This window comes from Streptomyces sp. (assembly GCF_036566765.1).
In the GTDB taxonomy this organism is placed as follows: domain Bacteria; phylum Actinomycetota; class Actinomycetes; order Streptomycetales; family Streptomycetaceae; genus Streptomyces.
Genome location: NZ_DATCVQ010000605.1, coordinates 17958 through 31141, shown reverse-complemented (window position 1 = coordinate 31141; position 13184 = coordinate 17958). Strand labels below are relative to the sequence as shown.

The following is a 13184-nucleotide window of genomic DNA, read 5'->3' as shown; positions in this document are numbered from 1 at the left end:
CGCGGTGAGGCCCACGGCCACGGAGGTGGCGAGCGCGGCGGCGGGGAGCGACGCGGCGGCGCCCTCGACCTCCTTCCGGCTCACGGTGGTGAGGGCGTACGTGTGGCCGGCGACGGTCAGGGCGGCCGGGAGCGCGCGGCGCCACGCGCCGGTGCCGGCGCCCATGAGGACGTCGAGGCCGCGCGCGGCGGCCATGGCGGCGGGTCCGTACGGGGTGTCCTTGAGGCGCAGGTCGTAGGCCCAGACGGTGGCGGCGAGCGGCACGGCGACGCCGAGGGCGCGTCGGCCACCGGCCGCCGCGGCGAGGGCGAGTCCGGCCCCGCCGAGCCCGGTGGCGACGGCCAGCGCGGTACGGGGAGCGACCCGGCCGGAGGGGATGGGGCGCCCGGGGCGTTCCTCGGCGTCCACCTCCCGGTCGGCGTAGTCGTTGAGGGCCATGCCGGACCAGTAGAGGCAGACCGAGGCCGCGGCGAGGCCGGCCGTGCTCCCCCGGAGGGGCCGGCCCGCCGCGGCGGCGCCGGCGAGGACGTCGCCGGGGACGGTGAGTGCCGCCGGGGCTCTGACGAGTTCGACGAGGGCGCGCGGGTCGGTCATCGGCCGCCCTCCGCGTACCAGCCGCGCAGCCGCTCGAACTGGGTGACGAGCCGGTGGTCGGGGACGGTCCCCTCCGGACCGACGGGGTCCTTGAAGAAGAAGCCGAGCTGTTCCTGCGGTCCGGCGGCGCCGGTCTGCCGGGCGCGGGCCAGGAAGCGGACGAGGTCGAGGACGAGCGGTGCGGCCAGTGCCGAGTCCCAGCCGTCCCAGGTGAACTGGAGCGTCATGGAGGCGCCGAGGAACCCCTCGAAGGCGATGTGGTCCCAGGCCGTCTTCCGCTCTCCCATGCTGGGGACGTAGTCGATGTGGGTGAGCCCTTCGACGCCGGTGCCCAGCAGGGCGGCGAGCCCGCCGCGCTTGGACGCGTTCTTGCTGGCGGCGGCCTCCGGGTCGGCCAGGGTGGCTCCATCGCCGCCGCCCAGCAGGTTCGTGCCGGACCAGGACCGCACGCGCAGGGCCCGGTGGGCGAACATGGGTGCCAGGGCTGTGCGGACGAGGGTCTCGCCGGTCTTCGCGTCGCTTCCGGCGTAGGGCAGGCCGAGGTCCTCGGCGAGGCGGCGGAGGGCCGGGATCCGCATGCCCGGTGACGGGGTGAAGCCGATGTGGGCGCAGCCGGCGCGCAGGGCGGCGTAGGCGTAGAGGGAGCTGGGCGGCAGGACGTCGACTCCGGTGGCGAGGGCCTGTTCCAGCGCCTTGGGGTCCTCGTGGGCCGGATGGGGTACGGCCGGCGGCTCGGTGGAGGAGACGTCGACGACGATGACATCGCTCAGCTGGTGGCGGCGGCGGAAGGCGACCAGGTCCTCGACGAGTGCGGCGGCGGTCAGGGCCTGGGGCGGTCCGTCGGCCTCGTTCCGTACGCCCGGCCGGATCTCGGCGTCGGCGGCATGAAGAGCGTCGGCGACGGGCCCGAGCAGTGCCGGCGAGAACGCCCCGGCCTCGGCCAGCTGCTCGGCCCGCTTCGGGAGCGGGGTCTCGGTGACGTCGTGCCCGCCGAAGACGAGGCGGTCCAGAGCCGGCAGCCCGCTGCCGGCGAACTCCGGCAGCTGGGCGACCATGCCGGTCGGGGGGACGAGACCGGCGGAGACGGCGGCGGCGCCGACGGTGGCCGTGGTCGCCACCGAGCCGCGGGCCCCGACCAGCCAGACGCCGATCCGTCCGGAGTCCTGCGCGGTGCCCTGCGGAGCGTCGATCACGGCGTCCTGCGCGGCGTTGTGAGCGGCGTCCTGCGCGGCTTCGCGTGCGGTGTCCCACGGGGTGCGGCGTGCGGATTCACTCATGGTCGGCTCCTGAGGCGGAGGTGTCGAACGCGGCGTCGAAAGAGGCGGCCGGGGGGCTGATGCGGGACAGGTGACGCAGGAAGGTCACGGCCTCTGCGGCGCCGGTCAGGCGGTCCATGCCCGCGTCCTCCCATTCGACGGAGAGGGGGCCGGTGTAGCCGACGGTGTTCAGTGCGCGGAGGCACTCCTCCCACGGAACGTCTCCGTGGCCGGTGGAGACGAAGTCCCAGGCCCTGCGCGGGTCGCCCCAGGCGAGGTGCGAGGAGAGCCGGCCCCGGCGGCCGTCGCGGGCGCGGATCTTCGTGTCCTTGCAGTCCACGTGGTAGATGCGGTCGGCGAAGTCGAGGATGAAGCCGACCGGGTCGATGTCCTGCCACATCATGTGGGACGGGTCCCAGTTGAGCCCGAAGGACGGTCGGTGGCCGATCGCGTCCAGGGTGCGCCGGGTGGTCCAGTGGTCGTAGGCGATCTCGCTCGGGTGGACCTCCAGGGCGAACCGGACGCCGTGCTCCTCGAAGACGTCGAGGATCGGGTGCCATCGGTCGGCGAAGTCGCGGTATCCGGCGTCGATCGCATCGGCCGGGACCGGCGGGAACATGGCGACCATGTGCCAGATCGACGATCCGGTGAAGCCGACGACCGTGCCGACGCCGAGCAGCGCCGCGGCCCTGGCCGTGTCCGCCATCTCACGGGCCGCGTTGCGGCGTACTCGCTCCGGGTCGTCGTCCCAGAGCCGCGCGGGCAGGATGGCGCGGTGGCGGGCGTCGATCGGATGGTCGCAGACCGCCTGGCCGACGAGGTGGTTGGAGATCGCCCAGACACCCAGGCCGTACTGGTCGAGCACCGCGCGCTTCTTCGGTACGTACTCCGGGTCGGCGAGGGCTCGGTCGACTTCGAAGTGGTCGCCCCAGCAGGCGATTTCGAGGCCGTCGTAGCCCCACTCGGCGGCGAGCCGGCACACCTCCTCGAACGGGAGGTCGGCCCATTGCCCGGTGAACAGGGTGATCGGACGTGTCATCGGGGTTTCACTCCTCGTGCGCGTGCGGGGTGGTGAAGGGCAGCGGGGGGTGCCGCTGGGGGCCCGGCGCCCGCTTGATGTGCGGGCGCCGGGCCGGGGGCGGATCAGGTCCCGTCGGATCGGGTCAGGTCGGTCCGACGGGACGCGATCAGCCGGTCTTGGTGAACTTCCACTGCTGGTTGGCGCCGCCGTTGCAGGTCCACTGGATCAACTGGACGTCGTCGTCGGTGGACTGTCCGGGTACGTCCAGGCACTTGCCTCCGGAGAGCGACACGACCCGGTAGACGCCGGTGCCCGCTGCCTCCAGCTTCCAGCGCTGGTTGTCACCGGTGCCGCACGTCCACTGCCGGGCGAGCGCGCCGTCCTGCGTCACCTGGTCACCGGGCAGTTCCAGGCACTTGGCGCTGAGCGCCGAGACCAGCCGGAAGGTGCCGTCGCCGGCGTCCGTCAGCTTCCACTGCTGGTTGGTGCCGCCGTTGGCGGTGTACTGGATGACCGCCGCGCCGTCCTCGGTGGAGGCGGACCGCACGTCGACCAGCTTGCCGCTCGACTGGCTGGTGAGCGTGTACGTGCTCCCGCTCTCCGGGCCCGGCGGGTCCGTCGGCGGGGCGTCGCCCCTGCGCAGGAAGGTCAGCGAGTCCAGATCGAAGGGGCTCGCCCCCGGCGCCTTGAACACCGCGTAGACGGTGTGGGTGCCCCGCGGATCGGTGACCTTCACCGGCGGCAAGTGCTTGTAGTCGTCCCAGCCTCCGGTGTCCGGGACCGGAGTCGAGGCGATGAGCTTGCCCGTCGGCGAGTCGGCGCGCAGCTCGATGGAGCCGCCGGTGGCCGACGGGGACGACGCCCGGAAGCTCACCTTCTCGATGCCGGCCATGTTCATCGGGGTGAAGGCGATCCAGTCGCCGTCGGAGACGTCACCGATGCGCTTGCCGCCCTCGGCCCCGCTCTGCTCGACGATCCGGACCCCGGACTTGGCCGTGGCGTACTCGGCCTGCTTGTGCCGGGGCTGCAGGGTGATGCTGGTGGTGCCCTTCAGGCCCCCCGCGTCGGTGTAGTCGGCGGAGAGGACGAAGAAGGTGTTCGCGTCGGCGTCGTGACCGGAGGCGCTGGTCGGGATCGTTCCGGAGCAGCCGGTGAACTGGCCGGTGTCGTGGCTGTGGCTGTCGTGTCCGAGCGCCGCGGTCACGACGACCTTGGAGCAGTCGATCTTGCGGTCCTCGGGGTCGGTCACACTCACCTGGTAGGCGATGTTGTCACCGAGCTGGATGAAACTGCCGTTGGGCGGCTTCGTGAACGTGACCTTGGGGCGGGTGTTGCCCACGGTCACGGGGACGTTGGCGGTGGCTGTCTTGCCGCCCGCGTCACGGACCGTCAGCCGGGCGGTGTACTGCCCGTTGGTGGCGTAGGTGTGTGTGGGGTTCGCCTCGGTGGAGGTTGCGCCGTCGCCGAAGTCCCAGGCGTACGTCAGGGCGTCTCCGTCGGGGTCGCTGGAGCCCTCCGGGGAGAAGGTGACGGGGAGCGGTGCCTTGCCGGAGTCCGGCGTCGCGGACGCCTTGGCCAGCGGGGCCCGGTTACCGGCGACGTAGTCGATCCGGTAGATGCCGTCGTCGGTGTTGGAGTGGCCGAACCCGTTGCCCCACTCGGCTATGTACATGGCGCCGTCGGGGCCGAACTTCATGTCGATGGCGGCGTGCGGGGCGATCTGGGCGACCAGCGGGTTGATCTTCAGCAACTGACCGCCGGAGTCCAGGCGGAACTCCTTGAAGTAGTTGCGGCTCCACTCGTAGAAGAACGGTGTCTTGTCGTAGTAGGAGGGGAACTTGCGCTCCGACGGGTTCGCCGGGTCGTAGTGGTAGAACGGGCCGCCCATCGGGGCGCCGCCGCCGCTGCCGAGCTCGGGGAACTGTGCCGAGGCGTGGTAGTCGTACCAGACCGTGGCCGCCTTGGCGGCGGGCAGATCGGTGAGACCGGTGTTGTTGGGTGAGTCGTTCTTCGGCGCGGCGCAGTCGAACTTCGCGCCGGAGGTGTTGGTGGTGAAGTCGTAGTCGTTGAACGGGGTGTTGTTGCCCGTGCAGTAGGGCCAGCCGTAGAAGCCGGGCTGCTTGATCAGGTTCCATTCGACCGTGCCCTCGGGGCCGCGGTCGGGGTTGGCGGCGCCGGCGTCGGGACCGTAGTCGCCGAGCGATATCCAGCCGGTCTCCGGGTCGACCGCGAAGCGGAACGGGTTGCGGAAGCCCATCGCGTAGATCTCGGGCCGGGTCTTGGCCGTGCCGGGGGCGAAGAGGTTGCCCTGTGGGACGGTGTAGGTGCCGTCGTCCTCGGGGTGGATGCGCAGGATCTTGCCGCGCAGGTCGTTGGTGTTGGAGGAGGTGCGCTGGGCGTCGTAGTGCTCCCGGCCCTCCCGCTCGTCTATCGGGGCGTAGCCGTCGGAGGCGAAGGGGTTGGTGTCGTCGCCGGGACCGATGTACAGGTTGCCGCCGGGGCCGAAGTCGAGGTAGCCGCCGGTGTGGCCGGGCTCGTCCACCTCGCGGTAGGCGGGGACGTCGACGAGCTTCTTCTCGCTGGCCATGTCCAGCGTGTCGTCGGCCTTGACGGTGAAGCGGGAGACCCGGTTGACCTCGGCGGTGCCCGTGGGCGAGTAGTTGAGGTAGATCCAGCGGTTGGTGGCGAAGTCCGGGTCGAGGGCCAGACCGATCCCGCCGTCCTCACCGCCGTCGTAGACGTCCAGGACACCGGCGGTGTGCGTCTCGGACGCGCCGTCGTGCTCGTGGATGACGTGCACGGAGCCGGAGCGGGAGATGTAGAAGACCTTGCCGTCGTCGGCGACGTCCAGGGCCATGGGCTGGTCGGGCGCGCTGTCGAGCGCCACCTTCTGGTAGCGGTTGGAGACCGTACCGCCGCAGTCGCCTGCCGCGGCGCCCGCGGCCCACTTCACACCGCCGAGCAGGTGCTGCCGGAACAACGGCTCGGAGTACGAGGCGGTCTGGTGGCCCATCGCGGTGGCCCACACCTTGCCGCCCTCGGCGACCTGGCACCAGGAGATCGGGTGGTCGGGGCCCATCTTGGCGCCGCCGGCGTCGTACGTGGTCTCGTCGGCGGTGACGAGGACGTGCACGTTACCGCGCGCGTTCTTGTCGAAGTTGTACCACTCCTCGGTGCGCGCCCAGCGGTCCGGCAGTCCGGCGGTGGACGGGTGCACCTTGTCGGCGACCTTGGCGGTGCCCTGGACGATGGAAGAGTGCGCGGTCATGTGCGCGCCGCCCATGACGACCTGGTCCCACCAGGGGAACTCCGACTCGATGTTCATGTCGGTGGCGTTGTGGACGGCGATGACGCCGCGTCCGCTGCGCACGTAGTCCTGCATGCCCTGGCGTTCGGCGTCGTTGTCCCAGACCATGCCGGAGGTCTGGAACATGATGACGGCGTCGTAGGTGTTCAGCCCGGCCGAGGTGAAGACGGCGGAGTCCTCGCTCTGGTCGAGCTGGAAGCCGTTGTCGACGGCGAGCTGCTGGAACATCGCGACGCCGGCCGATATGGAGTCGTGGCGGTAGGCACCGGCGGCGGTCTTGGTGAACAACAGGACCTTGAACGCCGGCTCGGCCTGGGGTTCGGCGGCGGCCTGCGGGGCGGGGAGTTGGAGGAACACCAGGGCGAGGAGCGTCATGGTGACGGCCGAGAGGGCACGTCTCATGCGTGAGGATTGCACTGCTTGGCTCCCTGAGACGGAGGATCAGCTGGGGTCAGTGCTCAGAGCGTCCGCAGGAACGCCAGCCCGTCGGTGGCGATGGCGTCCTGGGAGGCGGCCAGGGGCCGCCAGATGGAGGCGGCCGTGGCGATGGCCGCGTTGTCCGGGGTGAAGGACTCGATGACGAGCGGGCCTTCGTAGCCGACCTCGTCGACGGCGGAGGCGAAGCCGGGCCAGTCGAAGTGGTCGGCACCGGGGGCACCGCGGTCGGTCCCACACACCTGGAGGTGGGCGATCCTCGAGCCGGCGTCCCGGATCGCCTGGATCGGGCTCCTTTCCTCGATGTTCAGGTGGTAGGTGTCGAGGGCCAGCCCGCAGTGTTCGGGCAGCGCCTCCAGCGCCTGGTCGACGGTGTTGATCAGGCTGGTCTCGTAGCGGTTGAGCGGTTCGACGCCGATCCGCACGCCCCGTTCGGCGGCGTAGTCCACGACGGGCGTGAGGTTCTCGCGCAGCTCCGCGTAGACGGAGGCGCGTTCGTCGGCGTCGAGCTTCCAGGTGCGGCCGACCGACGCGTACGCCGGTCCGCTGACGGCGGGGGCTCCCAGGGTGACGGCGACGTCCACACAGTGGCGCAGGTAGTCCTGGGTGTCGCGGATCGTCTCGGCGGGGGCTGCGACCAGTTCGCGGCCCGGCGGCATGACGAGGACGACCGAGGCGGCGAGACCCAGGCGGGCGAGGAGTTCCGCGGCGCGGTCGGGGTCCCAGTCCCCCGGTCGCTCGACGGGGAGTTCGATCACGTCGAATCCCCAGTCGGCGACTCGGGGGGCCAGCTTCTCCAGGACGGTGTCGGTGAGCGGCGAGGCCCAGACCCAGGTGTTGACGCCGAGGGATCGCATCTACTTGCCGCCCCACTTCTGCGGGTATCCCGGCATGGCCTCGCAGCCGCAGAGCGCGTAGTGCAGGGGCGGCATGCCGGGCTTGAGGTAGTCGCCGAGGCTGTCCTGGGTCACCTTGGGCTGCGGCAGGTTCCAGACCTTCGGCACGCTCTCGCCCTTGAGGATCTTGAGGGCGGCGATGACCGGGGTGCGCCACTGGTACGTCGGGTAGGTGGGGGCGACGGCGGTCAGGTGGGCGTCCTTCCACTTCTGGAGGAAGTCCTGCTGGTCCTCGCCGTTGATCGGCGGGACGGGCACGCCGGCGTCCTCGAAGGCTTCGACGGCGGCGACGGAGGTGGCGCCGGCGTCCATCCAGACACCGTCGATCTTTCCGAACCGCTGGATGTAGTCACTGACGACGGCCTTGGTCTTGGCGGCGTCGCCGTCGGTGAACTCGACACCGACGACGTCGAGTTCGCTCTTGTCGAAGGCGACCTTCGCGGCCGACCAGCGGGTCTCCAGGACGTCGACGCCGGGCAGGATGCGCAGGGCGAGAACCTTGCCGCCGGGCTTCACCTTGTCGATGAGGAACTCGGCGGCGTCGGCGCCGAACGCGTAACCGCCGATCGGCTTGATGAAGGTGACCGGGCAGTCCGTCTGGACTCCGCGGTCGAAGACGATGACCGGCACCTTCGGGCAGGCGCCCTTGACTGCGGGGGTGAGCGTGGCGGTGGTGTTGGGCGAGACGATCAGCGCGTCGCAGCCCTTGGCGGAGAGCTCGGCGATGTCCGAGATCTGCTTGTCGTCCTTGCCCTCGGCGTCCAGGACGGTGAACTCGGCGATCTCCTTGTGCAGGGCCACCTCAGCCTGCATGGTCTTCCAGCCGACCTGTCGCCAGGGGTTGTCGGTGGCCGCGTTGGAGAAGCACAGGTGGTACTGCCCGGTCTTCTTGTACGCGGCGGTGTCGACCGGCTGTGGGTCGATGGCCTGCTCCCACGGCTTGCCGGCCGGACCGGTCGCCTGCTTGGTGCGCATCGCGAGCTGGGCGTCGTAGTCGGCCTGGACGAAGAACTTCGACTGGTCGCCGGTGTTCTTCTTGCCGTCCCCGGAGCCCTTGGACGTGGCTCCGCCAGGTGCCGCGGGCCCTTCGGGCAGGTCACTGGAGCAGGCCGACAGTGGCAGCAGGGTGGCGAGCACGGCACCGGCGAGCGCGCGTCTGGGGTTGAGTGACATGGGGATCAGCCCTTCGCGTGGGTGGGGTCGGGGGTGGTGTGGGAGGTGGCGTTCGTGGTGCGGGCGCGAGCCGACCGTGCGGGCAGGCTCAGGGCGCCCAGGGCGATGGCGGCGATGAGGATGACGCCCTGGACGGCGGACTCGAGGGCGCCCGAGATGCCGTACAGGTTGAGCAGGGTGAACAGGGCTTCGAGGGTGAAGGCTCCGGCGATGGCGGCCACCACCGAACCGCGGCCGCCGCCGAGTACGACACCGCCGAGCACCACCGCGGTGATGGCCTGGAACTCCAGGCCCTGGCCGACCTGGGCGGAGACTCCGGCGAACCCGCCGAGGAGGACCGCGCAGACCGCGGCGGACAGTCCGGAGAGCACGAACGCGATCGTCTTCGTGCGGGGTACCCGTACGCCCGAGAGCGCGGCGGCGCCCGGGTTGTCGCCGGTGGCGACGAGGGTGCGTCCGAAGTCGGCGCGCATCAGGAGCACGACGGCGACCACGACGGCCAGGAGGATCAGGACCGACCACGGTACGGGGCCGAGGCCGCCACGCCCGAAGGTGCGGAACTGCTCGGTGAGCGCACCGCGCGGGGCACCGCCCGTCCACAGGAAGACGGCGCCGGCCAGGATCAGCATCATGCCGAGGGTGGTGATGAAGGAGGGGACCCGCAGGAACGTGGTCACCGCCCCGTTGACCAGTCCGATCAGCGTGCCGAGGACGAGCAGCAGGACGATGACGGGCCAGGTCGCCCCGGGGTCGCCGTCGATCAGGCGCGCTGCGATCACGACTTCGGCGGTGACGAGCGAACCGACCGAGAGGTCGAACTCCCCGGAGACGATGACGAAGTACTGGCCGGCGGCGAGGATCGCCAGCGGCGCGGCCCGCTTCACGAAGGCGAGGAAGCCGGGGAGTTCGAGGAAGTACGGGTTGGCGACGGCGATCGCGACGAGCAGGACGGCGAGGACTCCGAAGATGGGCAGGGTGCGTCTCATCGGGCGAGCCTCCGGCGGGCGTAGATCGCCAGGGCGGCGACGAGGACGAGCCCGCGTACCACGTCCTTGGCGAACGAGTTGATTTCGAGCTGGTTGAAGACGCTGTCGAGGACGGCCAGGAGGAGCACTCCCCCGGCGGTGCCGGCCACGCCTCCCCGGCCGCCCGCGAGGGCGGTGCCGCCGAGGACGACCGCGGCGATGGACTCCAGGTCGTAGCCGCCGTCGCTGCCGACGGTCGGCGCGCCGGCGCCGAGCCGTGCGGCGAGCAGCAGGCCGGCCAGACCGGCGCACAGCGCGCAGAGCACATGGGCGGCGACGACGACCCGGTCCGTCCGTACGCCGGAGAGGCGGGCGACCTCGGGATCGCCTCCGACGGCGTAGATCCGGTAGCCGAGGGTGGTGCGGCGCAGCAGGAACCAGGCGGCGAACGCGATGGCCGCCCAGAGCAGGGCCGATACGGGGACGGGTCCGACGCGGTCGTACCCGAGGTGCTGGAAGGATTCGGGAACGCTGCCGGCGGGGCCGTCGTACCGCTGGTCGAGCACGCCCTTGATGATCAGGGAGATGCCCAGGGTCGCGATGAACGCGTGCACCTTCAGGCGGGTGATCACCAGTCCGTTCACCAGGCCGACGAGGGCGCTGACGGCCAGGACCGCGCCGATCGCGGGGAGGACCCCGTAGCCGGCCATGGTCTCGGCCGCGACCAGGGAGACCAGGCTGATGAGGAAGGCGACCGAGAGGTCCAGGGAGCCGGCGAGGATCACGAGCGTCTGGCCCACGGCGACGATGCCGAGCGCGGCCGAGCGCTGGAGGATGCCGACGGTGTTCACCTGGCTGAAGAACTGGCCGCCGTCGGTGAGGAAGAGAATCCATGCGAGGACTGTCAGCGCGACGAGCGCCAGGTAGACGGGGCGGGCCGGGCTGTCGGCGCCGAGGCCGCGCAGGCCGCGCAGTGCGGCGGTCCTGGGCAGGGGGGGCTGCAGTTCCTGGGTCATGATCCGGCCGCCAGTTCCATCACGGCTTCCTCCGTTGCGCCTGCGGGCAGTTGACCGGCGATCCGGCCGTCCCGCAGGACGAGGATCCGGTCGCTCATGCCGATGAGTTCGGGGAGCTCGGAGGAGACCATCAGGACGGCCATGCCGCCGTCGGCGAGTTCTCGTACGAGCTCGTGGATGGCCGCCTTGGCGCCGACGTCGACGCCTCGGGTCGGCTCGTCGAAGAGCAGCACGCTCGGGGCGACGGTCAGCCACTTGGCCAGGACGACCTTCTGCTGGTTGCCGCCGGAGAGGTAGCGGACCTCCTGCTCGGGACGGGGCGGCGCGAGCCGTACCCGTTCGAGCAGTTCGAGTACGGATCCGCCGGCACGTCCCTTGCGGGCCCTCGCCACGAGGAGCGCGTTGTCGCGGACCGACTGGTGCAGGGCGAGCCCTTCGGACTTGCGATCCTCGGTGACCAGGCCGATGCCCGCCGCGATGCCGTCCCGTACCGAGCGGGGTCTGCGCGGGGTCATCTCGCCCCGGGTGAAGGGCTCCGCGCCGAACAGCGCCTTGACCAGTTCGGTGCGGCCGGCGCCCTGGAGTCCGGCCACGCCGACGATCTCCCCGGCGCGCAGCTCCAGGTCGATGCCGTCGAGCCGGTCGTTGCCGCCGCCGCGGACCGAGAGCAGGACGTCTCCCGGCGGCCGCTGGGCGCGGGGCGGGTAGTAGTCGGTGAGCTCGCGGCCGACCATCAGCCTGACCAGATCGGCGGTGGTGATCCGGTCGACGGGTTCGGTGGCGACCTTGGCGCCGTCCTTGAGGACGGTGACCCGGTCGGCGAGGTCGAAGATCTCGCGCAGCCGGTGGGAGATGTAGAGGACGGCGATGCCGCGCTCGCGCAACTGGCGGACCAGGCGGTAGAGCAGTTCGACCTCGTGTTCGGCGAGGGCCGCGGTGGGCTCGTCCATGACGACGATCCGGGCGTCGACCGAGAGTGCCTTGACGATCTCCACGACCTGCTGCTGGGCGACAGAGAGCCGGCGGACGAGATCGCGGGGGCCGAAGGACTCCTCTCCGAGCGAGGCGAGGAGTTCGGCGGTGGTGCGCTCCATCGTCTCCCGGTCGACGAGACCGCGGCGGACGGGTTCGCGGCCGAGGAAGACGTTCTCGGCGACGGTCCGCTCGGGCAGCAGCGTCAGTTCCTGGTAGATGATCGAGACTCCGGCCCGCTGGGCGTCCAGCGGGTGCCCGAAGGCCAGGGCGCGGCCGTCGATCTCGATCGTGCCCTCGTCGGGGGTGTGCACCCCGGCGAGGATCTTCATGAGGGTGGACTTGCCGGCGCCGTTCTCCCCGATGAGGGCGTGCACCTCGCCGGCCGCCACCTCCAGGTCGACGCCGGAGAGCACCCGGGCGCCAGGGAAGGTCTTGCCGATACCGGTCATCCTCAGCACGAGACCCACCCGCCGGTTTGTGCGGAGCCGAGGATCGCGTCGGTGATGACGGCGGCCCGGGCGCCGTGCGCGAAGGTGGGCAGTCCGTCGCGGTGTTCCCCCCGCACCGCGGCGTAGGTGTCGGCGACGAAGGCGTCGAAGCAGTCGTGGAAGCCCTGCGGGTGCCCCGCCGGGAGCGGCGAGTAGGGCCGGGCCTCGTCGGAGAGGGTCAGCGGGTCCCGGACCAGAGCCTTGGAGTCGGTGCGGCCGCCGAGCCACAGCTGGTCGGGGTGCTCCTGGTCGAAGGCGAGGCTTCCGGTGGTCCCCGAGACCTCCAGGAACAGGCGGTTCTTGCGTCCGGGGGCGACCTGGCTGATCGTCATCGCGCCGAGAGCACCGGAGGCGGTGGTGAACTGGACGGTGGCGATGTCCTCGGTGCGCACGGTTCCCCGGCCGGCCCGCTCCGGGACGACCACGGCGGTCTGGGCGCTGACCTTGGTGATCCGGTCGCCGGTGATGAACTCGGCCAGGTCGCACCAGTGCGAGCCGATGTCACCGACCACCCGGCCGGGGCCGCCGAGCGCGGGGTCGACGCGCCAGTTGTCGTCGGTGGGCTCCAGGAGCCAGTCCTGCAGGTAACTCCCCTGAACGAGGCTGACCTTGCCGATCTCGGCGAGTCTGACGCGGGCCTCCCGGACCATCGCGTGGAAGCGGTAGGCGAAGGGGACGGTGGCCACGACTCCCTTCTCCGCGGCACGTTCGGCCATGAGAGCCGCGGTCCGCGCGTCGGTCGCGAGCGGTTTCTCGCAGATGACGGCGAGTCCCGCGTCGAGCGCCTTCAGGGCCAGGGGGGCGTGCAGGTGGTTGGGAGTGCAGATGTGGACGACATCGATGCGGCCGGAGCCGATCAGCTCCTCGGCCGACTCGAAGGCGAGTTCCGCCCCGAGGAGCCTGCCACCCTCCAGCGCGGTCTCGGCGTTCGCCGCGGCGACGCCGACCAGTCGGGCACCGGCCTGTGCCACGGCCCGGGCATGTACCCGCCCGATAAAGCCAGTTCCAACGATCCCCACCCTGAGTTCCGCCAACTCTCGTCTTATTTCAAGCATGTT

Annotated in this window: 10 protein-coding genes; all 10 read right to left on the bottom strand. The window is 71.1% G+C overall.

Translation table 11 applies throughout. The annotated features are described in order from the left end of the window. The coding region (locus VIU94_RS35035; RefSeq protein WP_331917931.1) for an SCO3242 family prenyltransferase at positions 1-594 on the bottom strand (594 nt) is incomplete at its 3' end. Continuing rightward, entirely contained in the window at positions 591-1871 is a 1281-nt protein-coding gene (locus VIU94_RS35030) for an inositol-3-phosphate synthase (RefSeq protein WP_331917929.1), read from the bottom strand. The genes VIU94_RS35030 and VIU94_RS35035, both read right to left, overlap by 4 nt. Then, the gene (locus tag VIU94_RS35025; RefSeq protein ID WP_331917927.1) at positions 1864-2889 is read right to left on the bottom strand and encodes a sugar phosphate isomerase/epimerase family protein; all 1026 of its coding nucleotides are present in this window, start codon (positions 2887-2889) and stop codon (positions 1864-1866) included. The genes VIU94_RS35030 and VIU94_RS35025 overlap by 8 nt, the downstream gene beginning before the upstream one ends. Positions 2890-3037: 148 nt before the next feature. Further along, on the bottom strand, positions 3038-6580 hold the full coding sequence (locus VIU94_RS35020) for a ThuA domain-containing protein (protein WP_331917925.1): 3543 nt from the start codon (positions 6578-6580) through the stop codon (positions 3038-3040). A gap of 56 nt (positions 6581-6636) precedes the next feature. Further along, a complete protein-coding gene (locus VIU94_RS35015) occupies positions 6637-7470 on the bottom strand; it encodes a sugar phosphate isomerase/epimerase family protein (RefSeq protein WP_331917923.1) in 834 nt (277 codons plus the stop codon). Further along, entirely contained in the window at positions 7471-8682 is a 1212-nt protein-coding gene (locus VIU94_RS35010) for a substrate-binding domain-containing protein (RefSeq protein ID WP_331917921.1), read from the bottom strand. Between the two features lie 5 nt (positions 8683-8687). After that, the gene (locus tag VIU94_RS35005; RefSeq protein ID WP_331917919.1) at positions 8688-9668 is read right to left on the bottom strand and encodes an ABC transporter permease; all 981 of its coding nucleotides are present in this window, start codon (positions 9666-9668) and stop codon (positions 8688-8690) included. Beyond that, on the bottom strand, positions 9665-10663 hold the full coding sequence (locus VIU94_RS35000) for an ABC transporter permease (protein WP_331917917.1): 999 nt from the start codon (positions 10661-10663) through the stop codon (positions 9665-9667). Before VIU94_RS35000 ends, VIU94_RS35005 begins: the two co-directional genes overlap by 4 nt. Continuing rightward, entirely contained in the window at positions 10660-12096 is a 1437-nt protein-coding gene (locus tag VIU94_RS34995; protein WP_331917915.1) for a sugar ABC transporter ATP-binding protein, read from the bottom strand. Before VIU94_RS34995 ends, VIU94_RS35000 begins: the two co-directional genes overlap by 4 nt. Beyond that, positions 12090-13181 (bottom strand): Gfo/Idh/MocA family protein, encoded by a 1092-nt coding sequence (locus VIU94_RS34990; protein ID WP_331917913.1) that lies wholly within the window; start codon positions 13179-13181, stop codon positions 12090-12092. The genes VIU94_RS34995 and VIU94_RS34990 overlap by 7 nt, the downstream gene beginning before the upstream one ends. Between the last annotated feature and the right edge of the window lie 3 nt (positions 13182-13184).

Excerpts from the sequence above, each read along its gene's own strand:
- VIU94_RS35005 (WP_331917919.1), bottom strand. The coding sequence starts at position 9,668 with ATGAGACGCACCCTGCCCATCTTCGGAGTCCTCGCCGTCCTGCTCGTC.
- VIU94_RS35030 (WP_331917929.1), bottom strand. The coding sequence starts at position 1,871 with ATGAGTGAATCCGCACGCCGCACCCCGTGGGACACCGCACGCGAAGCC.
- VIU94_RS35010 (WP_331917921.1), bottom strand. The coding sequence starts at position 8,682 with ATGTCACTCAACCCCAGACGCGCGCTCGCCGGTGCCGTGCTCGCCACC.
- VIU94_RS34990 (WP_331917913.1), bottom strand. The coding sequence starts at position 13,181 with ATGCTTGAAATAAGACGAGAGTTGGCGGAACTCAGGGTGGGGATCGTT.
- VIU94_RS35020 (WP_331917925.1), bottom strand. The coding sequence starts at position 6,580 with ATGAGACGTGCCCTCTCGGCCGTCACCATGACGCTCCTCGCCCTGGTG.
- VIU94_RS35015 (WP_331917923.1), bottom strand. The coding sequence starts at position 7,470 with ATGCGATCCCTCGGCGTCAACACCTGGGTCTGGGCCTCGCCGCTCACC.
- VIU94_RS35025 (WP_331917927.1), bottom strand. The coding sequence starts at position 2,889 with ATGACACGTCCGATCACCCTGTTCACCGGGCAATGGGCCGACCTCCCG.
- VIU94_RS35000 (WP_331917917.1), bottom strand. The coding sequence starts at position 10,663 with ATGACCCAGGAACTGCAGCCCCCCCTGCCCAGGACCGCCGCACTGCGC.